The organism is Mesorhizobium sp. M0037, from assembly GCF_040323635.1.
Lineage (GTDB): Bacteria > Pseudomonadota > Alphaproteobacteria > Rhizobiales > Rhizobiaceae > Mesorhizobium.
The window spans coordinates 22,672-47,971 of record NZ_JAMYVB010000018.1 but is presented as its reverse complement, the minus strand read 5'-3'; the positions used below and the strand labels follow the sequence as shown (position 1 = coordinate 47,971).

Genomic DNA, 25,300 nt, shown 5'->3' with positions numbered 1-25,300 from the left:
GGCAGGTTCCGGCGATCGCGCATGACGCAGAAAAGCCGACCATGGGCGCTTCAGCCCAGCTGAAAGGCGGCAGCATGAGAAATCCGGTACGGATATGAAGATCCCGAAATCCATTCTGATCGATCCGGACAACAACAAGGCCTATGCCGCCTTCGCCGTTGCGGTGTCGGTCTTTGCCTTCGCCTACTCCACCAATTTCGGCCAGATCCTGATCCTCGCCTACTATCTGGTATGGCTGCCGCTGCTGTTCGTCGACTACCGGCGTTTCGCCCGCGATCTCTCCAGCGCCTGGCTGCCGCTGCTGTTTGCGGCCTATGTCTGTTTGTCGCTGTTCTGGTCGCAAGCGGCCGGCACCAGCGCGCGGGCGGGGCTGCAATATTTCTCCCACATGCTGTGCGCCTACATCGCGGCGCGCACCATCAGCACGCGCACGCTGGTGCTGGGCTCGCTGATCGGCATCTTCATCGTGCTGCTGTATTCGCTGAAGGTTGGCGCCTATGCGCTCGACACTATCGACGGCACCACCAATTTCGTCGGCGCCTTCGGCTCCAAGAACCAGATCGGCTTCTTCGCCTCGCTCGGCATCTTCTTCTGCTTCGCTTTTCTGGCCTTCTACCGGCGCAACTGGATGAGCTTCGTCTGGACCGCGCCGATCATCCTGCTGTCGGTCTATATGCTGGCGATCGCCCACTCGGCGACGTCAATCGCTTCGCTTCCGGCGGTGATCGGTGTCGTTGCTTTGCTTGCCATGAGCAAGGTTCTGTCACGCCGCTACCGCCGCGTGCTGTTCGTCGTCGGCGCTACGGCGCTGGTCGGCGGTGTGATGGCTGCGCTGAACCTTGGCCTGCTCGATGTCGTGCTCGGCATCTTCGGCAAGGATTCGACGCTGACCGGCCGCACCTATCTCTGGGAACAGGGCTGGGCCGCCGCGCAGCAGCGTCCGGTGCTCGGTTATGGCTATGCCGCCTACTGGATCCAGGGTTTTGCCGATCCGGAACGGCTCTGGGCCGAGTTCTACATCTCCACCCGCACCGGCTTCCATTTCCACAACACCTATATCGAGACGCTGGTCGAGCTCGGCTTCATCGGCGTGACGATGCTGGCGCTGATCATCCTGCGCTCCTTCTGGGGCCATGTTTCGAAGGTGGTGTTCGGTGACTGGAGCGCCGATTCGGTGGTGCTCGCCGGCGCGGTCGGAATGATGCTGATCCGCTCCTTCTTCGAGGTCGAGATCCTCGGCCCCTATTTCATGGCCTCGTTCATCGTCTATTACGGCCTGTTCAAGCTGCGCCCGGTGCCGCTCGCCAGGGCAAGGCGGGCCTATGTTCCGGTGCCGGACGAGAACACCGCCAACGGCCGCATGCCGGCGCGCGTCTGACTTGCTTATCTCAGGCGACGGCGCGCTTGCGCAGCATCAGCCGCTGCAGGAAGCGGCGCAACGGCTCGTCATAGAGGCGCGTGGCGATGTCAGCGATGACGATGACGGAAACCGCCATGACGATGCCGAACCAGGGATGATGCGCGAACGGGTCGATCGCTGCGGCCTTGCCCGCCCCGGCGATGATCATCAGCAGCGGCGTGTGGATGATGTAGATCGGGTAGGAAATCCGCCCCAGCCAGCCATAGAGGCCTGACAGGCGCGGCGCCGTCGGCGCAATAGTGCCGACCACCACCAGCGCCGGGAAGACCAGGACGACGCAGGCGAGATCGTAGGCGACGCGCGCGCCGCCGGCCGGCGCGATGGCAAAGACGATGAGCGTCAGCGCGATCGCACCCTCGACCCACCAGCCGCGCCGCAGGAAGCCGAGCCCGCTTTGATAGCGTGTCATGGACCGGCAAAGCAGCACGCCCAGGAAGAACGAGAAACAGACGCGCGGCAGGCCGCTGATGATGGTCGAGCCGGTCATGCCGAAGTCGAGCGTGCCGGCAATGATAGAGGCGACCACCAGCAGCACCAGGCTGACGGCGATGAGCACGCTCAGCACGCGTTTCGTCAGCAGGAAGAAGACGGCGACATAGGCGATGTTGACGATCAGCTCGAAGAACAGCGACCACGACGCGGGGTTGAGCGGAAAGATCGTGTGATAGGCATCGCTGACCAGCGGGATGAAGAACATGCCGGTCGTCAGCATGGTGCCGATCTCGGAGATCGGCATGTATTCCGCCGGAATCAGCCGGTTCTTGACGATGAGATAGAAGAAACCGAGCAGCGTGCCGGCGAGGTAGAGCGGGTAGAGGCGTATCAGGCGGATCGCCAGGAACGTGCCGAAGCCCATGCCGTTTTCGATCTTGCGGTCATAGGCATGCGCGATGACGAAGCCGCTGAGCAGGAAGAACAGGTCGACCGCCAGATAGCTCGACGGCAGCACCTTGCCGGCGGCCAGGAACGGCGAGAAGTGGTAGAGCATGACGCTGATCGCCGCGACGCCGCGGATGGCATCGAGATTGAGGTAGACGTGGCGCGGTGCGGCGGGCTGCATGGAATGCCTTCAAGCGGTCGGAAAACGGAAGTTCCCGCCCGCACCCTGGCGCGAACGAGCCGAACTTGTTCCTCCCGCCTCCATCGCGCGGGCCTCGCCGAGCGAGCCCGAGCGCTAGAGCAATTCCGGGAAAAGTGGGAAACGGTTTTCCGTCCGGAATTGCTCCAAACAAACAGGTTACTGGCTGGCCGTCGGCGCCAGCTTCACCTTGATGACGTCGCCCGGCAGCACCGGCGTATCTTCCTTGGCGTCGATCTCGCTGGTCTTGCCGTCGGTCACGCGCACCAGCGAATAGATGAGCGCCGGCTCTTCATTGTTGTTTGTGATGGCGGCGGTCGTGGCAGAGTCCGATGCCTGGGCCATCAGGCCCTGTTGCATGTTGACCCTGAGTGCGGCTTCGTTGAGGTCTGCTTCGACCTGCTGCCGGTCGGCGGCAAGTCTCGAGTTCAACGTGTTCTGGGCATCGATGGCATCCTGCGTCGCCTTGCTGACTGACTGCTTGGCGGTGAGGATCGCCGTCTCATAGTCCAGGATCTTGCCCTGCAGATCGGTGACCGACTGTTGCGAGGAAAGCAGGCGTGCGTTGGCGACCAGGCCCTTTTGCGCCAGCGGACCGATACTGTCCGCCTGCTGCTGCGCCAGGTCGACCTGTTTTTGCTGGTTGACGATCTTTTTCTGCAGCGCCTCGATTTCGGACTGCAGGACCCCTTTCAGATCGTCAAGCGCCTGCAGCTTCAGCTTCAACGCTTTCTGGTCGGAGATCAGGATCTGCATTTCGTCGGAGACGATTGTCGCCAGGCGCGGGTCGCCCTCGACTTCCTTAGGCGCCTCGAAACTCTCCTTGCCGGCGAGATCGGCATCGATGCGGGCACGCTTGACGATCAACCGCACGCGCTGGTCGTCATAAATGTCGAAATTGCCCTTGGCGGTGATCAGGTCCTTGCCGAGCTGGGTGCCGAAATCGGCGTTGCGCCGGATGCCGCCGGCGATGCTGATCGCCTTGAGCACGGTCAGCTCCGGCACATAGGGAAACTGGCCAGGCGTCTGGATCTCGCCCGAGATGTAGAACGGCCGGAACTGCACCATTTCCACCGAGGCTTCCGGCTTGTCCGACAAGGCAAGCTTGCGCTGCAGGGCGACGCTGATCGCGGCCGCAACCTCCGACGTGGTCTTGCCGGCGGCCGGCAGTTCGCCGACGAACGGCACCGACAAATTGCCGGCTGGACCGACCGAATATTCGCCGTTTACCGCCGACCAGTCACGGAACGTGCCTTCCACCGTCTGCCACTCGGCGACGCGGATGTTGAGCTTGTCTTGCGAGCCGAGCCGGTACTCGTCGGCCATGGCCGGAACCGCGAGCGACAGAGCGAGGCACGTGGCGACGAGCCGTGCCGGCCGCATCGGGCCGGCAAGGCGAAAATACGCTGATATGTCTGTTTTCAACTGAACGTTTCCGATCCGTTTTGGCCCCATCCGCCCGATAGGCCTGCTGCCGAGTGCCTCCTTCGGAACCTGGCAGAATACTATGGCTGCAATGCGAGACCGGCCCATCGCCGAATAGCTTTGGACCGGATTGGCTTCGGGCCGTACCGGCCCGATTGCTGACCAGTTGCGGTCGGTCAGTAGGAACCGCGCGACATCCACACCGCAGGCACGGTCTTGAGGATGATGCGAACGTCTTCGAACAGCGACCAGTTCTCGACATAGTGACGGTCGAACGCGACGCGACTGTCATAGGAGACATCGTTGCGTCCGCTCACCTGCCAGAGCCCGGTCAGGCCCGGCCGCGACTTCAAATAATAGACCGCGGCGCTGCCGTAGATCTCAAGCTCGTCGCGCACCACCGGGCGAGGCCCGACAAGGCTCATGTCGCCCTGCAGGATGTTGATGATCTGCGGCAGCTCGTCGAGGCTGAGCTTGCGCAGAACGGCGCCGACGCGGGTGACGCGCGGATCGTTCTTCAGCTTGCGGGTCGCGATCCATTCGGCGTTGGCTTCCGGATTGGCCGCGAGATAGGCGGCCAGCACACGTTCGCCGTCTTCGACCATGGTGCGGAACTTGAGGCAGGGGAAAATCCGCCCACCGCGTCCGATGCGCTTGTGGCCGTAGAAGATCGAGCCGCCGTCGGAAAGCTTGACCAGAAGGGCCACCATCAGGAACAGCGGGCTAAGCGCCACTAGGCCGACAAGTGAACCGAAAATATCGAAACTGCGCTTCAGCAGCCCGCCGATGGGTGGCGGAAAATCTACGCCGACATGCGAAAATGCCGCATTGGCCGACTTGGCAACGTCCCTCATGCAAAAGCTCCATACGTTGAACGGATGGTTTATGCCACGATACCAAAAAAATGCTGCAGCGCAACACACAATTTCCCATATGGCTGAAATAGTCACGTCAGGAATTGACTAAATAATAAACGCTCCTTGCCCAAATTTTGCCCTTTATGGCGGGTTTGTGACGAATAATTAGCAACCGTAGGAAATGTAATGCCTTTTTTCGGCGGGTTTTGGGCAAATCGTCCTTTGCCGCAGAGGGAACGGCTTTAACTGATTTTCGAATCACTGGATTTGCTAAATTAATCAAGTAAAACACTAATCAACATTGTAGATTCTACTGTAGTATAAAGCGCATGACGAGTTAGGTCACCACCCCTGCGTGTGCATCGCAGCATGGCGGAGTCCAAGCCGCCGCCAAGCCGAAAATTATTGCAGGTTGCCCTTGCCGTCAGTTTCGCGCCTTAATAGAGTCGCAAATTATTCCTGATAGAGTCTGGATGGGTTGGGAAGGCCGGAAGCAACCGGCCGAAAAAGAGCAACTAAATAAGCTCGCATGGCGAATGGGGAGATACTCGGGTGGGTAAGTCATCGCTTTTGCATGCTCGGGCCGGTTGACGGGCCGCCGAACATGTCATTACCAAAATTCGTCATTGGAATGGTTTTCGCCCTCGCGATCGTGGTCGCGTGGTCCTATGTCGACGGCGCGACGGTCACCACAACGGTGCTTCGCGTCATCGGCTGCGCTGTCCTCATCCAAATCGGTTATTTCCTGCTGGTGTATGTGATGATCGCCAGGAGCGCGCCGACATCGGCCGACAGGGCTCGCGACGCCGAAAGAAGCCTCGGCGCCGACAAGGTGGTTGAAGGCGAGAAGCTCTCGGCGAGGCGCAGCGTGCATTGAGTAGTCTGAAGCCGCAAGGTCGGCCTCGGATCATCTTGCAGCCGGACTCAGCCTGCTTCGGCCGGCTCGGGTTCCGATTGCTCGCCTGAAAGCATTTTCGACAGGCGGCTGCCGGCCTTCGCTTTCAACCTCTGATATTGCCCGACTTCGACGATTCGTCCGTTTTCGACTGCAACCACCCAGTCGGCGAAGGCGATCATCGATGGCCTGTGCGCAATGGTCAGGATCGTCATCGATCCGCGCAAGCCGTCGATCGACTTGGCGATCAGGGATTGGTTCTGCCAGTCGAGCGCGCTGGTCGCCTCGTCGAGAATGAGCAGCGAAGGTTTGCGCAGCAGCGCGCGCGCCAGCGCGATGCGCTGGCGTTCGCCGCCCGAGAGCCGGACGCCGCGGTCGCCGACCACCGTGTCGAGCCGCAACTCCAGCCGCTCGACGAAGTCGGCGCCATGCGCAGCGCGCAGTGCAGTCCACAGCTCTGCGTCAGTGGCTTGCGGCGCGGCAAGGCGCAGATTGGCGGCGATCGTATTGTGCAGCAGGAACACGTCTTGCGGCACATACGCCACCTGGTCGCGCCAGCGCCGGCGGTTGGCCGCGCCGATCTCGACGCCATCGGCCAGGATTTTGCCCTCGCTCGGTTCGAGCAGGCCAAGCAGCATGTCGGCAAGCGTGCTCTTGCCCGAGCCTGACGGACCGATCAGCGCCGTTACCTTGCCGGCGGGAAGGCCAAACGTCACATCGCTCACCACCGGCTTGCCGCCGGCCTCATAGGCAAAGGAGACGTTGCGGATGTTGAGCCCGACATCGAGCGACAGCTTGGCATCCGATTCGAGGTTTGCCGGCTCGCGTTCGGCATCGAAACGCGCCTGCATGTCGCGCATCGAGGCATAGGCCGGCAGGTTGATCAGCACCTGCTGCGCCTGCATCTGCATGTCCATGAAACGCGGCGCGATGCGCATGAACACCAGAAGCAGGACAACGATCTCGGCCAGCGAGAGGTTGAAGCGGACCAAAGCGACATAGATGAACAGGCTCAGACCAATGACGCTGGCGACCTGGAACAGAGCGGTGCCGATGGTGCTGTTGCGCACATAGTTGATGTTGTCGGCCTTCATCTTCTCCAGCGTCGCGCGAAGCTGCGCGTAATAGGTCGCCTCGACATTCAGGCTCTTGGCCACCTTGATGCCGCCGAGGAACTCCGAGACCGTTCGGTACTGCTCCTGGCGATTGCTGGTCAAAACCCGGCCGAAGGCGCTGGCTCGTGCCCGAAACGGCTGCAGTGCCAGGAAGGTGACGATGCCGACGACAATGGCAAACGCCGTCATTACTGTCGAAATGAACAGCGAGACAACGAGATAACCCGCCAGAAGCACGGCGATCTGCACCAGCATCAGCAGCGAGAACGCCGCCGACTGCACGCGGTCGATATCGCCGGTCAGCGCATGGTCGAGATCGGAGCTGCGCATGCGCGCGAATATCCCCCACCGCGCCTTGCCGATGCTCTCGAACAGGTTCATGCGCAGGCGATTGATGAAGTCGAGCAGCAGTCGCGCCATGTAGACGGATTTATAGCGGTTGAACGCTGCCTGCAGCGCGACAAGCCCGACCAGCAGGCAAAGCACCGTGGTCAATTGCAGCGTTCCGTCCGGAGCCAGCCAGCGCACCCAGTCGCGGTCAGGCAACCTGACCGCGAAATTCTGCTCGGGTCGCCCGACCAGATGCAGCAGCGGCACCAGAAGCAGGATCGAGATGCCTTCGGTCAGGCTTCCCAGGATCAGGAACAGCAATGCCGTGAAGGTCCTGCGCCCGCCGATCCGGGCCATGGCGGCGCCGAAACCGGCGACATCGCGGTAAAACGAAAAGCGCAGGATCTGCGATGCGGACATGTCAGTCACCGCGGCCCTTTGTCGGCCGCCAGATCGTTTTCGATCAGGGCGACGGCTTCGCCGATACGGTCGAGCCCGGTGGGCACTTCGAGGCGACAGACGCCGATCTGGCTGGCCAGGGCCGCGCATTGGCGAAGATGTGTCGTGGCAAAATCGCCGACCAGGGCTGGACGGCCGAAACGCGTCACATAGGAAAATTTGATGATGGCCGGCAGGGCGCCGATGCCTGGCAGCGGCGTGATCGCTGCCTTATCGCCGCGCTCGAGGATATAGATCCGGGTCGCCGGCACCGCGTCTGCCGCAAATCCGGCGTGCAGGCGATGCTGCATCTTGTCGATCGCCGCATGCACCTGCGGGCGTATTTCTGCCTGGCGGATGGGAAACGCGGCGGCGGCATCGGCGGCGAGCTTCAACTGCGGAAAACCCGGAACGATCATCGGCCGGTCCGTGAGATCGAGCGCCACGACATCGTCGGTCAGCAATCGATGCCCGGCACGGATCATCGCGCTCGCCGTCGTCGATTTGCCGGCGCCCTTGTCGCCCATGAAGACAGCGCTCTTGCCGCCGACCGCAATGGCGCTGGCGTGCAGGATGAGCAGGCCGCGCTGGTGCAGGAGCAGTGCCATGACCGGACCGAGCAGCGGAAACGCCAGCAGCGCATCGTCGACATCGGGCGCCGGCTCCACCTCGATCCGGCAGGCATCGGTGATCAGGAAGGCGCCGACCGTCTGCCATGCCAAATATTGCTGCCGCGGCTCGAAACGGAAAGCGGTTCCGGTCTCGGGCGAGGGTTTTGGCAGGTCGATCGGGCCGACCGTGATCAGCACATCGACGCAAGCTGGTTCGCTCGGCTCTAGCTCAGGCAGTTCGACCTGCGAAGCGATCGTCAGCCCATAGGCTTTGTACAAGTGCTGTGCGCGAGCAGCAATTGCATGGCGGTCATCAGCGGCAAGAGGCATGTTGGCCGGCATCATCAGTGGCTCCCGCGCTGTTGCACCTGCCGCAGCCACAACGATAGCGAAATCGAACGCCATACATACTGGACATCGGGCAAGGTCGCGGCCTCGGGTTGGCTGGAAATGCGGCCATAGGCGGCGGTCACCTCAGGCAGGTTGACGTAAGGGGCGATCCGCGCCGCATCTTTCACCAGCACCTTGTCCAGGAGATCGCGGTGATTGCCGAGCATGCCTTTGACCAAATTGGAGGTGAAATCGATCTTGTCGCGCCGCCACTGCACTGCCGGCGGCAGGATTCCTTCCATCGCACGGCGCAGCACCGAGCGGCCAAAGCCCTGGTTCAGCTTTTCCGCGCCGGGCAGTGCCAGGCAGAACTCGACCAGAGGCTTGTCCCAGAAGGGGTAGCGCGGCTCGACGCCGAAATTCGCCGCCGCCTTGTCGAGTACCTCGAAGGCGTGCGGCACCATGCCGTTCGACAGCAGCCAGCGATGGGTCAAGGTCTCGCTGGCGCTGACCGCGGGCGACATGTAGCCGGCCCTGCGGAACCGTTCGACGAGGTCGGTACGCATCGCCAGGTCCGGATTGATCAGGGCGCGCCAGCTCGTCGCCGGCCGCCCAGTGGGATGGCGCCGCAATTTGCCAAGCACGCGGTTCGCGAACCGCTTGATTCTCGCGATGCGCCAGGCCGGCCCGTAAAGGGTAAGGAACTGGTAGTAGAGGCCGAGCATGCCATCGCCATAGGTGTTGGAGGCGCTGCGCAGCTCGCGCCACAGCTCCATCCATTTGCCGGCATAGGCGAGTTCGTGCAGATGGCCGTGGCCCTGCGAAACCACCTCGTCGCCTCCATGGCCGTCGAGCAGAACCTTCATGCCCTTGCCGCCGGCGGTCCTGTAGATGTCGCGGGTCAGCGACAGGCCGGGCGCAAGAAACGTTTCTTCCTGCTCCTCCAGGATGCGGTCGAATTCGGCGAAGGGGGCATAATTGCCGACCGAAATCAAAGTGCCGTCGACCTTCTGCTGGCCCAGCACCGCCTCGATGAACGGACGCTCATCCATCGGCGAGCCCTTTTCGAACACCAGCGAGAAGGTCGGCAGCCTCGATCTTTGCTGGGCGGCATTCTGCAGGCCCGCCACGCAGGCGATCGAGGAGGAATCGAGGCCTCCGCTCAGCATAGCACCGACCGCAGGCGTGCCGCGCATGCGGTTGCGGACCGATTGCGAGAACAGATGCCGGAATTCCTCGGCCGTGTCCGCCCGCATCGGTCTTGGCGAGGGTTCGATCTGCCAGTAGCGGCGCAGCACCACCTGGTTCCCGGTCACCGTCAGGCTGTGGCGCGCCGGCAGGCGGAAGATATCGGCATAGGCTGTCGACTGCGGATCGTCGGGCAGCCCGGCCAGGAATCCCGAAATCTGGTGTTCGCTGATGCGCATGTCGACGCCGCCGGCATCGAGGATCGGCCCAATCTCCGAGGCAAAGACGAAGCGCCGGTCGCTCGAATGATAGTAGAACGGTTTGACGCCGAAATGGTCTCGCACGCAAAACAGCTGCCGGCGCTCGCCATCCCAGATGGCAAAGGCGAAGTCGCCTTGCAGATGCTCGGGGCAGGCTTCGCCCCAGCGCAGATAGGCGCGCATCACAAGCACGGCGTCGGCAACCGAATTGTCCCGGATGCCGAGCCTGGCCAAGAGTTCGTCGCGGTTGTCCAGCCGGCAATCCGCGGTGATTGCGAGCTTGCCGCCGGCCATGGTCAGCGGGCCGGGGCCGGCTTCATCGGTGGTGTTGAGCCAGGCGTGGCCAAGAACGACGCCCTCGTCGATCCACCACGAACTGCCGTCAGGCGCGCGATGCTGCATGCGGGCAAGCATGCGCTGGATGTCGGCCGCGGCGGCCTGCCTGCCTTCCTGCCTCAGCAGAATTCCGGCGACGCCGCTCATCGCTCACTGGCCGTGGTCGACGAGATGGTTAAACCTGCCAAGCGAGCCGCCGAGCACGATGTGGTCGCCGCTGACCAGCCAGGCATGCGCCTTCAACTCGGTGCCGGTATCGCGCTCGATGCCGATGCGGATTTTTGAGGCGTTGCCCTGGCGGGCAAGCAAATATTGGCCGGAAAGCGCTTGGGTCAGACAGCTTGCGCCAGGCACCAGGCGGGCAGCCGCAGCCACGCCCCAGGCGACACGCCTGAGATCGCCGATGTCGGCTGGTTCGCGCGCGTCGAGCCGGGTCACCATGCGGCGCACTTTGTTGTAGGAAAGCAGCGTCAGCCCCAGCCGCACCGACACGACCACCGCAAGGCAGTGGGCGAGAAAGAGCATCTCCGGCCCGCTCAGTGAGAAAGCTCTAGACAAGTTCCTCATCATGGAGCCTCGCAAGCCCGGCGTCCGCCAAGCCCTTCAACAATCCATCGACATCGGCCTTGCAGCGTTCCGGATCGACATTGTAGCGATCCAGCACGGCGCTGCGGATTTCGGAAATCGGCCGCGGCTCCTGGATCAGCTCCCAGATATAGGCGCCGACGCCGTTCAGGCTGTAATAGATGTTGGACCTCATATCGAGCAGCGCCAGGCCGTTGCCGAATTCGCAGGCCACGGCATCCTTGCTCGCGCTCATCCGATCATGGTCCGTTGGGTTCCAGTCCATTCCTAAACCTCGCTCACAACCAACGCTTCGGCAATTCCGGACAAAGACGCGAGAGCCGGGGTTTGACCCCCGACTCTCCTTAGTGCGCTCTGTTTGCAGAGTCCGGACTTTGTCACCCCAACGAGAGAATACTCAGGAGAAGGTGAGTTCGCCGACCGGCGTATGTGCCGGAAACGAGGCGTCGAGTGCCGTAGTACCGCTACCGCCTTGCGTGATGGTCTCGATCGAGCCGTGGACCGTCAGGCTAGGGGTTTCGTACTCATGCTTTTCAACATTCTGTTCCAATTTACTCTCCACTTGTGGACTGGAAGCGGCCTGTCGATTGCCGGCAGCGAGCTATTGCTGCACCGCAATAGCTGCATGGCAGCATTTATGAGTCAAGCCTGATTTACCAGCCGTTAATCAATTCTCGGTTGCGACTCCCTTCAATGGTGATCAAAGCGCTTTGCATTTCACATCTCAGGAGAATTCAGCAGAGTGTCCGAGGCCGTCAACTAAGTATCTGATTTAATTACGTTAAAGTTTCCTTCGAATGCTCCTCACTTGGGCGCTGGCGCATTCCCACAAAAATTGTTGCTGACGTACCCGCCACAAGCCCCGATCAGGCGGCGCCTTGCATCTCGTTGTAGGACTGTGTTGCGAAACGTTCAGGTTGCAGGAAAATTGGCGCCAAAGGAAAAACTGGACGCGGCGCATGAATTTGGCGATGCTTTGCTTCGCAGTTGCAATATAACGCGCCTGGCGAATTTTTTGCGGAGATGCTGCAGCATATGGCATTGCAGGAAGGGACCTTCGAAAGGTTGCGCGCCGCTGGCTGCGCCGACGAAGTGGCCTATGTGCAGGCTTGCCTGCGGCTGTTCTTCGCCTCCAGGGCGAGCCCCAGCGCCGCGCCTGCACCGGCCATCTCCGTTGCCGATGTTTGCGATATCGCCAGGCTGAACAAGGTCGCCACCTTCATGCTGAAGGCGCTGTCGCGCCCACCGGCGGGCGAGACGCCGCCGGGATTGCTCGAGTGGCTCGACACTTATCGCCGGCGCACGATTGCGATGAACTCGTCCGGCATCATGGATTCGATGGCCATCGACAAGGCGCTGCGCGGCAGCAGCATCGATTTCGTCTTCCTGAAGGGCCCCCTCCAGCAGCAACTGCTCTATGGCGACCATTTCATGAAGCCGTCCGGAGATGTCGACATATTGGTGTCGCCGGCCGGCTTCTTTAGAGCTCGTGATGCGCTGCGCTCGATCGGCTACGAGGTCGCCGGCAAGTCCCGCTCCGTCTGGTGGGTGCGCTTTCTGGGCGAGCAGCACATGGTTCGCAGCCAAGGTCGGAAATTGTCCACCGTCGATCTCCATTACCGGCTCCAGCAGCCGGGATCGCCCAGCCCGCGCGATACGGAAGGGTTCCTGCGCCGCAAGCGCGCGCTTGCGATCGCCGGCTCCAGCGTGCCGTTCATCTCGGCCTCCGACACTTTGCTTCTGTCCTGCATCAGTGTCGCAAAGGCGCTGTTCAACCGCGAGCCGTGCGCGGGCTATGTCTGCGATGTCCGGGCCGCTGCCGGTCGGCTGAGCGAGGCCGAGCAGCAGACTGTGCTCGACTACGCGGCCGAGCAGGGGCTGGCTGACACCCTGCTGCTGGGCCTGCGCGCCGCCGATGTGGTGCTTGGTGGCGCCGGCACGCTGCTGTCGGATCGGGCCACCAGGATCCTCTCACGCATCGGCAATGAAGACCTGTTCCACATGGTCATCGCGCCGTGGCTGTCGTCGCTCAGATGGCCGCAACGGCGCACCGTTTTGTGGGAATTGTGCGGCCGCGAACCTGTCCGCTATCTGACCGAGGCCGGCTGGGCCGCGTCAGCCGACCTCAGCCGGCGGATTTTCGAGCGGGAAAGCCGGTGACGATGAGGGTCGTCATGCAGCAGGCAGATAACGTTCCGTCCCGATCCGCTGGGGATGGATCGGGGGATGGATCGGGGTCCGGCGCCGCGCGCCGGGAGGGCGAGGGGCCTCGCGACACTTTATGCAATCGAAAGGCCACCCTATGTCCATGACAGAATCCCGGGTCTGCGTGATCATCGCGGCGCGCAACGCGGCCCGGACCATTCCCGCAGCCATCGCCTCGGCGCTGCGCGAGCCGGAGGTGGCGGAAGTCGTCGTCGTCGACGACGCCTCCACCGATGACACCGCAAAGGTGGCCAGCGCTGCCGACGATGGCAGCGGCCGGCTTTCGGTCATCCGGCTCGACGCCAATCGCGGCCCGTCCTTCGCCCGCAATACCGCCATTGCCGGGTCGAAATCACCTTTCATCAGCATTCTCGACGCCGACGATTTCTTCCTTCAGGGACGGTTTCGCCAGCTGTTTGCCAGCGCCGACTGGGATTTCGCCGCCGACAACATCATGCTGATCCGTGACGATACGGCGACCGATGTCTCGAAGATCGTCGCCCCGTCCTTTTCGGCGGACCCGGAATTCCTCGACTTCGAGCGATTCATCGAGGGCAACATCTCCAGACGGCGTGTCCAGCGCGGCGAACTCGGCTTTCTCAAGCCGGTGATATCAAGAGCTTTCCTCGACAGGCATGGGCTGCGTTACGACGAGAACCTGCGTCTCGGCGAAGATTACGAACTCTACGCTCGCGCCTTTGCCCTTGGCGCACGCTTCAAGGTCATCCGTTCCTGCGGCTATGGCGCGATCGTGCGCGCCGATTCGTTGAGCGGGCGCCACAAGACACAGGATCTGAAGCGCCTCGCCGATGCGGATCTGGCACTGCTCGAGATCGACAGCCTGCCGGAAGGCTCCAAGGCCCTGCTGCGCAAGCACGAGCGGCATGTGCGTGACAAATACCGGCTGCGCAATTTCCTCGATGTGAAGGCCGAGCGCGGCATGGCGTCTGCCGCCGCCTATGCGCTGGCCAGCCAGTCGAACTTCATTCCCATCGTTGTCGGCGTGGCCGCCGACAAGCTCGATGCGTTGTTTCGCCACGCCGGTCTGTCCCCGCGGCAGCAGCCGGTGCCGCCCTTGCGCTTCCTCATGGCCGCTACCAACACGGCGGCGCAAAAGTAGGCTCCGCCAAGTCCGGGACGGCGGCCGCAAGGCTGAAAAAATTGCCTTTCTGAAACTCGGAGGTTGCCTACACGCCCCGACGATGGCACTGTATGTTGCGGTGCAGCAATTTTGGAAGGCCAACCGGATGGCTTCAATTTTCGGCTTCAGGTCCAGGGACCCAGCGCGCGACAAGCAGACCGATCTGGCGCGTTTCGACCGTCTGGCAAAGCTGTTGGATCAGATCACGGCCGAGATTGCGGCCGAGAAGACCGGGTTGGAGGCCCGCTACCGGTCGAAGTCCACCAACGCGGCCTTCCTGGTCGAGTCGATGGAGAACGGCTCGGCGTCGGCACGCAAGCTGTCGGAAGTCGGCGAGCTGACGAAGTCCATCCTGAACTGCGAACAGCGCATCGCCGAGCTGGTGCGCCAGACGAGCCGGATGAAGGAACTGCGTCATTCACTCGACGCGATCGTCGGCGAGGATGGCCAGAGTTCTGATTCGCACGGGGAATATGTCAAACCCGCAGGTCGCTTCGGCTGAACACGGTCACACGAGACACAGAAGAGAAAGTTCGGGGACGGAGGATCGGGATCGGCCCTTTAGCAATGTGGGCCAATCGGTGACTTTGGGTTGGGGCGGAACAGCACAAAGGTGAATTGATATGAACGCAGATCCGAAGACGACGCCCATGGCGGCAATCGATGCCATGATTTCGACGCGGCCAAATCGGCCAATGCGTCTTGTAAACCCAACGCGTCTTCTATCCGTTGGTGCGCTTCTGTTGGCGGCAGCCGCAGCTCTGCTCGGCGCCGCCCACCCCTCCCGCGCCCAGGACGCCTCCCCGGAGATGCAAAGCGCACCGTCCTTCGTCGACGATTTCAAGAGTTTCGATCGTTCGCGCTGGTATGTCTCCGACGGTTGGTCGAACGGCAATCACCAGAACTGCACCTGGTCGAAAAGCCTGGTAAAATTTTCCGACAACATGCTGACGCTCGGCTTCGAAAAGCGCAAACTGAAGGACCGCGAGTTCGCCTGCGCCGAGATCCAGACCAAGCAGCGCTTCGGCTATGGGACCTATGAAGCACGGATGAAGACCGACACCGGATCCGGTCTCAACGCCGCTTTCTTCACCTATATCGGCCCTGCCGACAAACAGCCCTGGTATGAGATCGACTTCGAGGTGCTGACCAAGGATACATCCAAGGTGCAGGTCAACAGCTACATCGCCGGCAAGCCCAAGAACGAGAAGCTGGCCGAGGTCGAAGGCGGCGCCGACAAGGGCTTCAACGACTATGCCTTTATCTGGGAAAAGGACCGGCTGCGCTGGTACGTCAACGGCAAGCTGGTCCAGGAAGTGACCAATCCCGAGCAATTGCCGACCCACTCGCAGAAGATATTCTTCAGCCTCTGGGGCAGCGACACGCTGAAAAACTGGATGGGCGCCTTTTCGGACCCCGGCCGCCAGGTGACGATGCAGGTGCAGCGCGTCGCCTTCACCGCGCTCGGCCAGCCGTGCCAGTTTCCGGAATCGCTGGCATGCAGTGTAAGCAGCATAAAGTAGATCTGAACCGGCCCGGCTATATAAGGCCAAAGGGCGTGAACAGGAATTAACCCGAATGAATTTGACGGTCTTTGGAATTGGCTACGTCGGTCTCGTGCAGGCCGCGGTGCTGGCGGAGGTCGGGCACCAGGTGGTGTGCGTCGATGTCGATGAAAAGAAGGTCGAGCGGCTCAACCAGGGCCTGGTGCCGATTTTCGAACCGGGACTGGAGGCCCTGGTCAAGGAGAACCACGCCGCCGGCCGCATCAAGTTCACCACCGATGCCGCCGCCGGCGTCACGCATGGCGAGATCCAGATGATTGCGGTCGGCACGCCACCCGGCGAAGATGGTTCGGCCGACCTCAAATATGTGCTGGCGGTGGCCGAGACCATCGGCCGCGAGATGGACGGTCCCAAGATCGTCGTCGGCAAGTCGACCGTGCCGGTCGGCACCTGCGAAAAGGTGAAGGCCAAAATCGCCGCGACGCTGAAGGCGCGCGGGCGCCAGGACCTGGCTTTCGACGTCGCTTCCAATCCTGAGTTCCTCAAGGAGGGTTCCGCCGTCGCCGACTGCATGAAGCCTGACCGCATCATTGTCGGCACCAACAGCGAGGGCACCGAGGCGGTGATGCGCGAGCTCTACGCGCCGTTCAACCGCAACCACGAGAAGATGATCGTGATGGACGTGCGCAGCGCCGAATTCACGAAGTACGCCGCCAACTGCATGCTGGCGACCAAGATCTCCTTCATGAACGAAATGGCCAATCTGGCCGAGCAGCTCGGCGCCGACATCGAGGAGGTACGCAAGGGCATCGGCTCGGATCCGCGCATCGGCTACCACTTCATCTATCCCGGCCTCGGCTATGGCGGTTCGTGCTTCCCCAAGGATGTCCGCGCGCTGATCAAGACCGCCGAAGGTGTCAAGTTCGACGCCAAGCTGCTGCGCGCCGTGGAGGAGCGCAACAATGCCCAGAAGTCGGTGCTGTTCGACAAGGTGCACCGTTATTTCAAGGGCAGTCTCAAGGGCAAGACCTTCGCGCTCTGGGGCCTCGCCTTCAAGCCCAACACCGACGACATGCGCGAGGCGCCGGCGCGCGTCCTGATGGAGGCGCTGTGGCAGGCCGGCGCCAATGTGCAGGCCTACGATCCCGAGGCGATGCAGGAATGCCAGGCCATCTACGGCCTGCGCGACGATCTGCTTTTGTGCGGCACCAAGGAGGCGGCGTTGCGCGGCGCCGACGCGTTGCTGATCGCCACCGAGTGGAAGAGTTTCCGCGCCCCGTCCTTCGACGCGGTGAAGGATGCCCTGACCACGCCGGTCATCTTCGATGGCCGCAACCTCTATGATCCCAAGGTCATCGCCCGTCACGGCATCGAGTATTTCTCGATCGGCAGGATGGCGGCGTGAAGGCAGGGCGGCACAACGCGGAGCCAGGTTCATGAAAGTTCTGTTTGCAGGCGGCACCGGCTACACGCCGCAATTCAGCGGGGGCGTCCAGTCGAGCACCCACCACCTGGTCGAGCAATTGCGCGAAAACGGTCACGAGGCATCCGTTCTGGCAGCCCTGTTCGGCGACGGCATGTTCGGCTTCAGGGCGCGCGCCAAGATGAAGCTCCTTCGTCAGCGCGCGGTCATCGACAATTTCCCGGGCTATCCGGTTGTACGGGCGTGGTTCCCCTGGGAAGCGGCCGACTTCGCCGTCAAAAAGTTGAGGCCGGATGTCGCGGTCGTGCAGTGCCACAATTCGGTGCCGATCGGCAGAGAGCTGCAGAGGCTTGGCGTGCCGCTGACCGTCTATCTGAGGAATGTCGAATTCGACGAATTGGCCGGCGATCTGCGTGAGCTCCATTCGGCGGTCTATATCGCCAACTCCGAGTTCACCGCGCGCGCTTATAAGGCAAAATTCGATATCGATTCGACGGTTATTCCGCCGACCATCAATCCCGCGTTCTACAGCACACCGACGACCGGTGAATTTGTCACGCTCATCAATCCATATGAGGAAAAAGGCTTCGATCTTGCGGTGCGCATTGCCGCCGCCTGTCCCGAGATCCCGTTCCTGTTCGTCGAAAGCTGGAAGCTCGACGACGATCATCGAGCCCGGATCGAAGCAACAATCTCTCCCCTCCAGAACGTCAAGCTGGAAAGCCGCACCAGCGACATGAAGACGGTCTACGGCCGCACGAAAATCCTGCTTGCGCCCAGCAAATGGGAAGAAGCCTGGGGCCGGGTGGCCTCGGAAGCGCATTGTAGTGGCATTCCCGTGGTCGGCTCGCGGCGCGGCGGTCTGCCGGAAGCGATCGGCGCCGGCGGCGTGGTACTGGACTACGACGCCCCGCTCGCCGACTGGGTCGCAACGATCAGGCGGCTGTGGAGCGATGAGGCCGAGTACAAGCGGCTGTCAGCGACAGCACGTCAGTTTTCGGAGCGGCGGCAAATGAACCCCGACAGCCAGTTCGCAACGTTCATGGGCGTTCTCGACCGCGCAAGACGTGTCGGTTTGGAGCGCGCAGCCTAAGCGCGTCGTGTTGCAGTTCAGCTGAGACGCTGCACGACCGTGGTAGCGCAAAGTTCCCGTTAGCCAGGTCCAGGCGTCGTGCGCCCGTCTGGATCACTTTTAATTGCTGCAGTGCAATATTTTGTGGCGCTGCAGCAATCAACGTGTATTCTGCCTGTCTACATTAGGGCTTGTGCGATATGGACCGCTTGGTCCGAGCAAGCCCCAACCTTATGGGCGGGTCATGCGCGTGGGCTTTGTCGTCGGCGAATTCCCTCTGCTTTCGGAAACCTTCGTCGTGGACCAGATGGCTGGGCTGCTGGCGCGGGGCTTTCAGGTCGAAGTGGTCTGCGAAAAGATGCAAGGTGACCACCGAATTGACCGGCAAAGCGAGCCGATGGCGACGCTGCTCGCCAGAACCCGACATTGGTGGCGATGGGCCGCTGTAATCAGCAAATTTGTACAGCGTCTGCCGCCGCGTCTGCGATACAAGGCCTCGACCGTTCTCGACATCGCCTTTGCACGCCGCCTGAACCGCTGCGACGTGATTGTCGCCCACTTCGGACAGAACGGCGAGAGAGCAGCCGCACTGAAGAAATGGAAGGTGCTCAAACCACCGATCATAACCATCTTTCACGGCGCGGACGTGGCGATCCCGGCGCGGCAGGCAGTGCTCGCGACACAATATGCCGGGCTGACCAAGCATGGGACCCTGAACCTGCCCGTCAACGATTACTTCCGCACGATGCTGCTGGAAGCCGGCCTGTCCCAGGCGAGCACGACGGTCCACCATATGGGAATTGACACCCGCGAAATCGGCTATCGCTGGGAATCGTGGGAAGGCACCCAACTGGTCGTGACGACGGTTTGCCGCCTGGTCGAAAAGAAAGGCGTCGAGTTCGCCTTGCGAGCCCTGGCCTCCCTCAAGGCCTCCCAGCCGCAGCTTGACTGGCGTTACGACATTGTTGGCGACGGTCCTCTGCGGATGAATCTGGAGAAGCTGGCCGTAGAGCTGGGCTTGGCTGGTCACGTAACATTCCTCGGCAGCCTCCCTCACGCAGAGGTGAAAAGACGGCTTCGCATGGCGCATCTCTTTTTGCTGCCAAGTATCACTGCCAGCGACGGGGATATGGAAGGCATTCCGGTCGCGCTCATGGAGGCCATGGCCGCCGGATTGATTGCGGTCAGCACGTATCATTCGGGAATCCCGGAGCTCATCAAGGATGGGGAGACGGGGTTGCTTGCGCCCGAGCGAGATATTTCAGCGCTTGCCGGCAAGCTTACCTGGGCCGCGGAGCACCCGACCGAATGCGAGCGTATCGCGCTTGCCGCACGCCGCAAAGTCGAGGAGGACTTCAACGCAGATGTTCTGAATGAACGTTTTGCGCAGATCGTTACCCAACTGGCCACATCGAGCCCTGCGCATGCACCCACCGGTCATGTCGGCGTTTCCGAGGGCTTGGCGGATCCTTCATCTGCCGGCTGACACTGCTCCTCTGCGTTTGATCGGCAGGCACGCCAAGCTGAGGGAAATCTTGCTACACTGCACCAAAAATGTTGCAGTGCAGCAAGACCTGTACTAACGTTCCTGCGGGTGGGCCAACAGCGGTAGAGTTCCATGCTGCATGTCTTGTGCTTCCGCCACCCTGTCTTCGGCCCGGCTTTTGTCAAAGGGACACCGGCTCCCCGGACGAGCGCATCCTGCCGATGAAGATCTGCTTTGTAGTCGACAAGTTTCCCTCATTGTCCGAAACCTTTGTTCTCGACCAGATAGCCGGATGCCTTGAGCGCGGCATGGAAGTCGGCGTCGTCTGCAACGAGACGTCCTTCGGCAGGGACAGCAACATCGATGATCCGCGCTGGCAGGCGTTGCCAGGAAAGGTCGTATGCTGGTGGGGTGGCCTGGGTCGCTATCGCCCGCTGCTCAGGAAGTGGTCCGGCAGGTTCTGGGACAAGCTCTCGACCGCCATCGACATTGCTCATGCGCGAAAACTGCAGGGCGCCGACGTCATCGTTGCCCATTTCGGCAACAACGGCATGCGCGTGGCCCGCGCGATCAAGCGCGGGAGGATTTCCGCTCCCCTGGTGACGATATTTCACGGCCGTGATGTCGGCGAACCGCTGCATGACAATACGCTCGCGCGCTACAAGATTGTGTTCGAAAAGGGCGTTCTTCAACTGCCGGTGAATGCGTTTTTCCGCGATGCCTTGATTGAGGTCGGTGCATCGCCGGAGCAGGTTGTGGTTCACCATATGGGGGTGCGGCCGAGTGACATCGACTATCGGTGGCGTTCATGGGAGCAGGCTACGCTCTCCTTCATCTCGGTCTGCCGCCTGACTGAAAAGAAGGGCATCGAATATGCGCTTCGCGCGCTTGCTGGCCTGCCGCGGCGAGACTGGATCTACTCGGTGATCGGCGGCGGAGAACTTCTCGAGCAGCTGAAGGGGATCGCCGCAGAGCTCGGCATTGCCGACAGGGTGAATTTTCTTGGGCCCCGGCCGCACAGCGAAGTCAAACAGCGTCTGCGCGATGCGCATGTGTTCCTGCTGCCCAGCGTCGGCGCCCGCGATGGCGATCTGGAAGGCATTCCGGTTTCCCTGATGGAAGCGATGGCCGCCGGCCTGACGGTGGTCAGCACGTATCATTCCGGGATCCCTGAACTGATCGATGATCACAAGACGGGTTTTCTCGTGGCTGAGCGGGACGTTGCGGCGCTGACCGGAAAGCTTGCCTGGATCGCCGAGAATCCGAAGCCGTGTGAAGAGATCGCTCTCGCAGCGCGCAAGAAGATCGAGGCCGAGTTCAACTCCGATCTGCTGAACCAACATTTCGTGGAAATCGCCATGCGGCTTGGCGAAACGAGGTCGCTTGCATGAACGCCAATCCGCCCCCCCAGTTCGGTCGTGTCGCCCTGCGCGGCGGGCTGGTAACCATCGGCGCCCAGGGCTTCAAGATGGCGATCCAGTTTCTCTCCGTCATCGTGCTGGCCCGTCTGCTCGTCCCCGAGGATTTCGGTCTGGTGGCTTCCGTCGGGCCGATCGTGGCCTTCGTCGGGCTGCTTCAGAATCTGGGCCTGCAGCAGGCTGTGGTTCAGCGCAAGGACATCAGCAACCAGCAGCTCAACCAGGTGTTCTGGATCAGCGCGCTCGTCGGGCTGGGTAGTGCCGTGGTAGTGGCCGGCCTGGCGCCTGCCATCGCCGCGTTCTATGGCGATCAACGTATGTCCGGCATCACCCTTGGCTCCGCCCTGCCGCTGCTTCTCGGCAGTCTCGCCGCAGTGCCGCTGGCGTTGATGAACCGGCACCTGCAGTTCGGCCAGCTCGCACTGAACGACGTGATAAGCGCCGCCGCCGGACTTCTGGCCGCCGCGATCGCGGCCTATGCGGGGTTGGGCTACTGGTCGCTGGTCATCGGCCCGGCGGTTTCGGCAGCTATCGCCCTGGCTGCCGCCTGGCTGGTGGCGCGTTGGACGCCTTTGCGGCCGGACCTGAAGGTCGATGCCGATATATTGTCGTTCGGCGCCAACCTGACCGGCTTCAACCTCGCCAACTTCTTCTCGCGCAATCTCGACAACATTCTCATCGGAAAATATTCCGGGGCGATCGAACTCGGCTATTACGACCGCGCCTACAAGCTCCTGTTGTTCCCGCTTCAGAACATCAACCAGCCGCTTACACGGGTCATGGTGCCGCTGCTCAGCCGCATCCACGATGACAAGGCCCGCTTTCGCGATATCTATGTGCGCACCAACTGGATGCTGGCGGCCGTTACCATGCCGGGCATCGCGGCGCTGACGCTGACCTCCAATCAGATCGTCGGACTTCTCTTCGGCGCGGGCTGGGCACCGGTCGCACCGATCTTTGCCTGGCTGGGCATCGCCAGCCTGGTCCAGTCCGTTTCAAGCACGACGGGATGGATATTCATCTGTCAGGGCAAGACGAAGACCATGTTCCATTGGGGCATCTATTCGTCGCTGACGACCGTCGCTGCCTTCGTCGTTGGCCTGCACTGGGGCGCCGTCGGCGTTGCCGCGGCCTATGCCATCAGCGGTTACGTGCTGCGCGTTCCCGTGCTGGCGCTACTGGTCCATCGCGTCGGTCCGGTGACCGCCGCCGACTTCCTGCTCATGCAGGGGCTTTTCATCGCCTCGTCCCTGCTTGCCTGGTTCCTGTACCTGTGGTTGCCGGCGTCTCTAACGGGCCAGTCAGACCTGCTCGCGGTCTTTTTGGCGCTTGCCCTCAACTACGGCATCGGTCTCGTTTTCATGCTTGCCGTCCCGCAGTCGCGACGCGCTTTGTTCACCACCCTGTCCAACGCCGCGCGCAATATCCGCTGAGCGGCCGGCGATCAGCGGCGCCAGCAGGTTTGTGGCCGACATTGCCGAAGCATGTTCTTCGAGCACGGCCTGAAGGCTTGTCTTGCGATAGCGGTCGAGATTTCCCGCAAATCGGCCGAGCTTTTCGCGCGCCTCTTCGGGCGTCACGGTGTCGATGTCGAGCAGCACATCGTCGACACCGATTCGCTTGGCCACTTCCTTGGTTTTGAACTCGTAGGCGATCGGCAGCACCGGCGTGCCGACGCAAAGCGACATGATCATCATATGCATGCGCGTCGCGACGACGAAGTCGAAGCCCTTCACCAGCCCCATCAACTGGTCCGGCGTGTGGAACGAAGCGTCCACTGTCACGTGGCTGGCGATCTCAGGATCGAGCTCGGCAACGATGGCCTGTGCGGTCTTGGAATCGTCATGGGCATATTCCGGCACGCCCTGACACGTGGAGACGAAGGTCACCTCCTTGCCAAGGTCCCTGACAAGAATTGTGGCGATCTCGCGGATCGAATCCAGATAGCGGCGCATGCCGCCCTCACCGTCGCTGACGTAGTTCCAGTGGCGGACCGAAATAGCGACGCGGCCCGTCGACGCCGGCGGCTGGCTGGAAGCGAGACGCTTGCCGATCCTGTCGGTATCGGCCAAGGCGAATACGGCATCGGCCACCACGTGGCACTTGCCGAGATCCTTCACCAAGTCCCGGATATGGGTCCGCGACCGTTCGTCGCGCAACAGAATGAGCGGACTGCGGTCAAAGATCGGGCCGAGTTCCTGGCGGTTGTAACTTTTGTCGAACGGACCGAGGGATTGCGTGAAGAAGACCGGATCTTTGCCAAATACGGCATCGAGCCTGAACTGATTGAGGCGTCGTTCGAGATTGTAGTTCTCGACGAGATAGGTTCCCCCTGTGGTGACCACCATGTCCGCGTCGGCGTAGATATCGAGACCGCGCCGGTCGCGATGGCTGAAAAAATTGCCTAGCGCGCTGCTGCCAAACCAGCGCAGAGCCTGGAGAACGAGCCGATTGTAGATCGGCTTGAACCGGTCCCTCAGCCCGCTGCCATTCTTGTATCGGAACAGGGATTCCGACAGCAGCTTATGAAATTCGAGGTCGGGATAATCCGTCTTCGGATAGAGTCGTTCCGCAAACTCGGGCTGGCTGTCGAAGACGGCAAACCGCACGTCGCCTTGCACGATCGTCTTGAGAATGTGGCGGATCGCCAGCAGAATCGCCGCATCCCCGGTATTCAGGCAGACTGTGTTTTCAACGACGATCTTCATGGGATACCTCATTTCGTCAGCAGATTCCGCGGCGGGGCCTGCGGTGCCTAGGACGGGCATGGTGACCGAAAACACCAACGCCAGGACGATCCCGATGCGGCTCGCGTCACAATTCATCGCTGCATCGGGCTGGGTGACCAGTCAGAGCGGCGCTCAAGCCCGACGGAGGGTAACGCATCAATTTTGCAGTGCAACAAAAAACGTGCACTTATGCTACGGCGCACCAAAAATGTTGCGATGCAGCAAAAGCTGGGTTAGCATTCCCGTGGGTGGGCCAACAGCGGTCGAGTTTTCATGCTGCATGTCTTGTACCTTGTGCACGATGTTTCCGACCCGGCGGTGCGCCGGCGGATCATAATGCTCAAGGCAGGCGGCGCGCGGGTCACGTTGGCCGGCTTCCGTCGGACCACAAATGCTGTTCCCGACGTCGAGGGGCTGCAGCCGGTCGACCTCGGCGCGACGCGTGACGGCCGATTCGGCCAGCGTCTGGCGGCGGTCGCCAAGGCGGCGCTGTCGATAGGCTCAAAGCTTGCGGCGATGCCGAAGCCCGACCTCATCATCGCGCGCAATCTGGAAATGCTGGCGCTGGCCAGGCGCGCCAAGGCCGCCTTTCGCGGCGGCGTGCCGATCGTCTACGAATGCCTCGACATCCATCGCCTGGTGCTGCGCAATGACATGCTGGGCAAGGCGCTGCGCACAGCGGAGCGTTATCTCGCCCGCGACGTGAAGCTTCTGGTGACGAGTTCACCGGCCTTCATCGCCAATTATTTCAAGCCGTTCGGGCAGGTCGCCGCACCGGTGGAACTGGTCGAAAACAAATACTTCGAAACCGCGCCGATCACCTTGGATGACAGGTCAACGGCCGAAAACCCTGCAGCACCCCCGTGGCGCATCGGCTGGTTCGGCGCGCTGCGCTGCCGCCGCTCGCTGGAGCTGCTGGCCGACTTCACGCGCCGTCAGGGCGGGCGCTTCGAGGTCGTCCTCCGGGGCCGTCCGGCACTCTCGGAATTCCCGGATTTCCACGCTTTTGTCGAGGCCGAACCCTATCTCTCCTTTCGTGGCCCCTACCGCAACCCGGAAGACATGGCCGCGATCTACGGCGAAGTGCATTTTTCCTGGGCGATCGATTTCTTCGAGGAAGGGCAGAATTCGGAATGGCTGCTGCCCAACCGCCTCTATGAGGGCTGCCGCTTCGGCGCCGTACCGATCTCGATGGGCAATACCGAGACCGGGCGCTTTCTCGACCAGCAGGACGTTGGCGTCCTGCTTTCCGATGCCACGCCCGAAATCCTGGAAACCGCGCTCGGCCGCATGGACCAGGAGCACTTCGGCAAGGCCAAGGCGCGTGTGCTGGCCCGCAACCCACGAACCTGGAGTTACGACCGCAGCGACTGCCGCGCCTTTGTCGACAGGCTGCGCGGCCTTGCGGTTGCCCCTGGTTCGTTCGCCACCGAGGCACTGGCCTGAAGGATGA

General features: G+C 61.9%; 21 protein-coding genes and 1 pseudogene. 12 read left to right on the top strand and 10 right to left on the bottom strand.

Translation table 11 applies throughout. The annotated features are described in order from the left end of the window. Nucleotides 1-94 precede the first annotated feature (94 nt). Nucleotides 95-1,378: an O-antigen ligase family protein gene (locus tag NKJ78_RS24105; protein ID WP_023725867.1), complete on the top strand. Its 1,284-nt coding sequence runs from the start codon at nt 95-97 to the stop codon at nt 1,376-1,378. A gap of 10 nt (nt 1,379-1,388) precedes the next feature. Here NKJ78_RS24105 and NKJ78_RS24100 read toward each other — a convergent pair whose 3' ends face one another. From NKJ78_RS24100 to NKJ78_RS24090, 3 genes are all read right to left on the bottom strand, one after another. Beyond that, the gene (locus tag NKJ78_RS24100; protein ID WP_023738085.1) at nt 1,389-2,480 is read right to left on the bottom strand and encodes an acyltransferase family protein; all 1,092 of its coding nucleotides are present in this window, start codon (nt 2,478-2,480) and stop codon (nt 1,389-1,391) included. 177 nt (nt 2,481-2,657) lie between these two features. Next, nucleotides 2,658-3,881: a polysaccharide biosynthesis/export family protein gene (locus NKJ78_RS24095; protein ID WP_352459313.1), complete on the bottom strand. Its 1,224-nt coding sequence runs from the start codon at nt 3,879-3,881 to the stop codon at nt 2,658-2,660. Between the two features lie 218 nt (nt 3,882-4,099). Next, on the bottom strand, nt 4,100-4,777 hold the full coding sequence (locus NKJ78_RS24090; RefSeq protein WP_023668816.1) for a sugar transferase: 678 nt from the start codon (nt 4,775-4,777) through the stop codon (nt 4,100-4,102). A gap of 607 nt (nt 4,778-5,384) precedes the next feature. Here NKJ78_RS24090 and NKJ78_RS24085 point away from each other — a divergent pair. Next, nucleotides 5,385-5,657, top strand: a complete 273-nt coding sequence (locus tag NKJ78_RS24085; protein ID WP_352562653.1) for an exopolysaccharide production repressor protein — start codon at nt 5,385-5,387, stop codon at nt 5,655-5,657. 47 nt (nt 5,658-5,704) lie between these two features. Here NKJ78_RS24085 and NKJ78_RS24080 read toward each other — a convergent pair whose 3' ends face one another. From NKJ78_RS24080 to NKJ78_RS24055, 6 genes are all read right to left on the bottom strand, one after another. Further along, the gene (locus NKJ78_RS24080; RefSeq protein ID WP_023738087.1) at nt 5,705-7,540 is read right to left on the bottom strand and encodes an ABC transporter ATP-binding protein; all 1,836 of its coding nucleotides are present in this window, start codon (nt 7,538-7,540) and stop codon (nt 5,705-5,707) included. Nucleotides 7,541-7,545: 5 nt separating this feature from the next. Continuing rightward, nucleotides 7,546-8,514, bottom strand: a complete 969-nt coding sequence (locus NKJ78_RS24075) for a phosphoenolpyruvate carboxykinase (ATP) (protein WP_352459278.1) — start codon at nt 8,512-8,514, stop codon at nt 7,546-7,548. After that, a complete protein-coding gene (locus tag NKJ78_RS24070; RefSeq protein ID WP_352459277.1) occupies nt 8,514-10,430 on the bottom strand; it encodes a lasso peptide isopeptide bond-forming cyclase in 1,917 nt (638 codons plus the stop codon). Before NKJ78_RS24070 ends, NKJ78_RS24075 begins: the two co-directional genes overlap by 1 nt. Before the next feature lie 3 nt (nt 10,431-10,433). Next, nucleotides 10,434-10,808 (bottom strand): lasso peptide biosynthesis B2 protein, encoded by a 375-nt coding sequence (locus NKJ78_RS24065; RefSeq protein ID WP_245263585.1) that lies wholly within the window; start codon nt 10,806-10,808, stop codon nt 10,434-10,436. A gap of 25 nt (nt 10,809-10,833) precedes the next feature. Next, a complete protein-coding gene (locus tag NKJ78_RS24060) occupies nt 10,834-11,103 on the bottom strand; it encodes a PqqD family protein (protein ID WP_245261370.1) in 270 nt (89 codons plus the stop codon). A 162-nt stretch (nt 11,104-11,265) separates the two neighbouring features. After that, a complete protein-coding gene (locus tag NKJ78_RS24055) occupies nt 11,266-11,418 on the bottom strand; it encodes a lasso RiPP family leader peptide-containing protein (protein WP_023684233.1) in 153 nt (50 codons plus the stop codon). Nucleotides 11,419-11,903: 485 nt separating this feature from the next. Here NKJ78_RS24055 and NKJ78_RS24050 point away from each other — a divergent pair, with 485 nt between their 5' ends. From NKJ78_RS24050 to NKJ78_RS24010, 9 genes are all read left to right on the top strand, one after another. After that, entirely contained in the window at nt 11,904-13,028 is a 1,125-nt protein-coding gene (locus NKJ78_RS24050) for a nucleotidyltransferase family protein (RefSeq protein WP_023703575.1), read from the top strand. Between the two features lie 142 nt (nt 13,029-13,170). Next, nucleotides 13,171-14,193 (top strand): glycosyltransferase family 2 protein, encoded by a 1,023-nt coding sequence (locus NKJ78_RS24045; RefSeq protein WP_023703574.1) that lies wholly within the window; start codon nt 13,171-13,173, stop codon nt 14,191-14,193. Nucleotides 14,194-14,407: 214 nt separating this feature from the next. Continuing rightward, the gene (locus tag NKJ78_RS24040) at nt 14,408-14,716 is read left to right on the top strand and encodes a hypothetical protein (RefSeq protein ID WP_488500351.1); all 309 of its coding nucleotides are present in this window, start codon (nt 14,408-14,410) and stop codon (nt 14,714-14,716) included. 121 nt (nt 14,717-14,837) lie between these two features. Then, nucleotides 14,838-15,737 (top strand): endo-1,3-1,4-beta-glycanase ExoK, encoded by a 900-nt coding sequence (exoK, locus tag NKJ78_RS24035; protein ID WP_023668806.1) that lies wholly within the window; start codon nt 14,838-14,840, stop codon nt 15,735-15,737. Nucleotides 15,738-15,792: 55 nt separating this feature from the next. After that, nucleotides 15,793-17,124, top strand: a complete 1,332-nt coding sequence (locus tag NKJ78_RS24030; RefSeq protein ID WP_352562652.1) for a UDP-glucose dehydrogenase family protein — start codon at nt 15,793-15,795, stop codon at nt 17,122-17,124. A 31-nt stretch (nt 17,125-17,155) separates the two neighbouring features. Beyond that, the gene (locus NKJ78_RS24025; protein ID WP_023668804.1) at nt 17,156-18,235 is read left to right on the top strand and encodes a glycosyltransferase; all 1,080 of its coding nucleotides are present in this window, start codon (nt 17,156-17,158) and stop codon (nt 18,233-18,235) included. Nucleotides 18,236-18,458: 223 nt separating this feature from the next. After that, nucleotides 18,459-19,700, top strand: coding sequence for a glycosyltransferase (locus NKJ78_RS24020; protein ID WP_352459276.1), 1,242 nt, complete (start codon nt 18,459-18,461; stop codon nt 19,698-19,700). 221 nt (nt 19,701-19,921) lie between these two features. Continuing rightward, a complete protein-coding gene (locus NKJ78_RS24015) occupies nt 19,922-21,091 on the top strand; it encodes a glycosyltransferase (RefSeq protein ID WP_023736209.1) in 1,170 nt (389 codons plus the stop codon). Next, nucleotides 21,088-22,551 carry a lipopolysaccharide biosynthesis protein gene (locus NKJ78_RS24010; protein ID WP_023684224.1) on the top strand — a complete coding sequence of 488 codons (1,464 nt, stop codon included), beginning with the start codon at nt 21,088-21,090 and terminating at the stop codon, nt 22,549-22,551. Before NKJ78_RS24015 ends, NKJ78_RS24010 begins: the two co-directional genes overlap by 4 nt. 225 nt (nt 22,552-22,776) lie before the next feature. On the opposite strand, the pseudogene NKJ78_RS24005 reads toward NKJ78_RS24010, so the two are convergent. Continuing rightward, nucleotides 22,777-23,826 (bottom strand): annotated as a pseudogene (locus NKJ78_RS24005) (polysaccharide pyruvyl transferase family protein); the annotation flags it as partial. 294 nt (nt 23,827-24,120) lie between these two features. On the opposite strand from NKJ78_RS24005, the gene NKJ78_RS24000 reads away from it, so the two are divergent. After that, nucleotides 24,121-25,293 carry a glycosyltransferase gene (locus NKJ78_RS24000; protein ID WP_352459275.1) on the top strand — a complete coding sequence of 391 codons (1,173 nt, stop codon included), beginning with the start codon at nt 24,121-24,123 and terminating at the stop codon, nt 25,291-25,293. Nucleotides 25,294-25,300: the final 7 nt, after the last annotated feature.

What these genes read in the sequence shown, in the direction of transcription:
- NKJ78_RS24105 (WP_023725867.1), top strand. Translation starts at nt 95, where the DNA reads ATGAAGATCCCGAAATCCATTCTGATCGATCCGGACAACAACAAGGCC.
- NKJ78_RS24100 (WP_023738085.1), bottom strand. Translation starts at nt 2,480, where the DNA reads ATGCAGCCCGCCGCACCGCGCCACGTCTACCTCAATCTCGATGCCATC.
- NKJ78_RS24095 (WP_352459313.1), bottom strand. Translation starts at nt 3,881, where the DNA reads ATGCGGCCGGCACGGCTCGTCGCCACGTGCCTCGCTCTGTCGCTCGCG.
- NKJ78_RS24090 (WP_023668816.1), bottom strand. Translation starts at nt 4,777, where the DNA reads ATGAGGGACGTTGCCAAGTCGGCCAATGCGGCATTTTCGCATGTCGGC.
- NKJ78_RS24085 (WP_352562653.1), top strand. Translation starts at nt 5,385, where the DNA reads ATGTCATTACCAAAATTCGTCATTGGAATGGTTTTCGCCCTCGCGATC.
- NKJ78_RS24080 (WP_023738087.1), bottom strand. Translation starts at nt 7,540, where the DNA reads ATGTCCGCATCGCAGATCCTGCGCTTTTCGTTTTACCGCGATGTCGCC.
- NKJ78_RS24075 (WP_352459278.1), bottom strand. Translation starts at nt 8,514, where the DNA reads ATGATGCCGGCCAACATGCCTCTTGCCGCTGATGACCGCCATGCAATT.
- NKJ78_RS24070 (WP_352459277.1), bottom strand. Translation starts at nt 10,430, where the DNA reads ATGAGCGGCGTCGCCGGAATTCTGCTGAGGCAGGAAGGCAGGCAGGCC.
- NKJ78_RS24065 (WP_245263585.1), bottom strand. Translation starts at nt 10,808, where the DNA reads ATGCTCTTTCTCGCCCACTGCCTTGCGGTGGTCGTGTCGGTGCGGCTG.
- NKJ78_RS24060 (WP_245261370.1), bottom strand. Translation starts at nt 11,103, where the DNA reads ATGAGCGCGAGCAAGGATGCCGTGGCCTGCGAATTCGGCAACGGCCTG.
- NKJ78_RS24050 (WP_023703575.1), top strand. Translation starts at nt 11,904, where the DNA reads ATGGCATTGCAGGAAGGGACCTTCGAAAGGTTGCGCGCCGCTGGCTGC.
- NKJ78_RS24045 (WP_023703574.1), top strand. Translation starts at nt 13,171, where the DNA reads ATGTCCATGACAGAATCCCGGGTCTGCGTGATCATCGCGGCGCGCAAC.
- exoK (WP_023668806.1), top strand. Translation starts at nt 14,838, where the DNA reads ATGAACGCAGATCCGAAGACGACGCCCATGGCGGCAATCGATGCCATG.
- NKJ78_RS24030 (WP_352562652.1), top strand. Translation starts at nt 15,793, where the DNA reads ATGAATTTGACGGTCTTTGGAATTGGCTACGTCGGTCTCGTGCAGGCC.
- NKJ78_RS24025 (WP_023668804.1), top strand. Translation starts at nt 17,156, where the DNA reads ATGAAAGTTCTGTTTGCAGGCGGCACCGGCTACACGCCGCAATTCAGC.
- NKJ78_RS24020 (WP_352459276.1), top strand. Translation starts at nt 18,459, where the DNA reads ATGCGCGTGGGCTTTGTCGTCGGCGAATTCCCTCTGCTTTCGGAAACC.
- NKJ78_RS24015 (WP_023736209.1), top strand. Translation starts at nt 19,922, where the DNA reads ATGAAGATCTGCTTTGTAGTCGACAAGTTTCCCTCATTGTCCGAAACC.
- NKJ78_RS24010 (WP_023684224.1), top strand. Translation starts at nt 21,088, where the DNA reads ATGAACGCCAATCCGCCCCCCCAGTTCGGTCGTGTCGCCCTGCGCGGC.
- NKJ78_RS24000 (WP_352459275.1), top strand. Translation starts at nt 24,121, where the DNA reads ATGCTGCATGTCTTGTACCTTGTGCACGATGTTTCCGACCCGGCGGTG.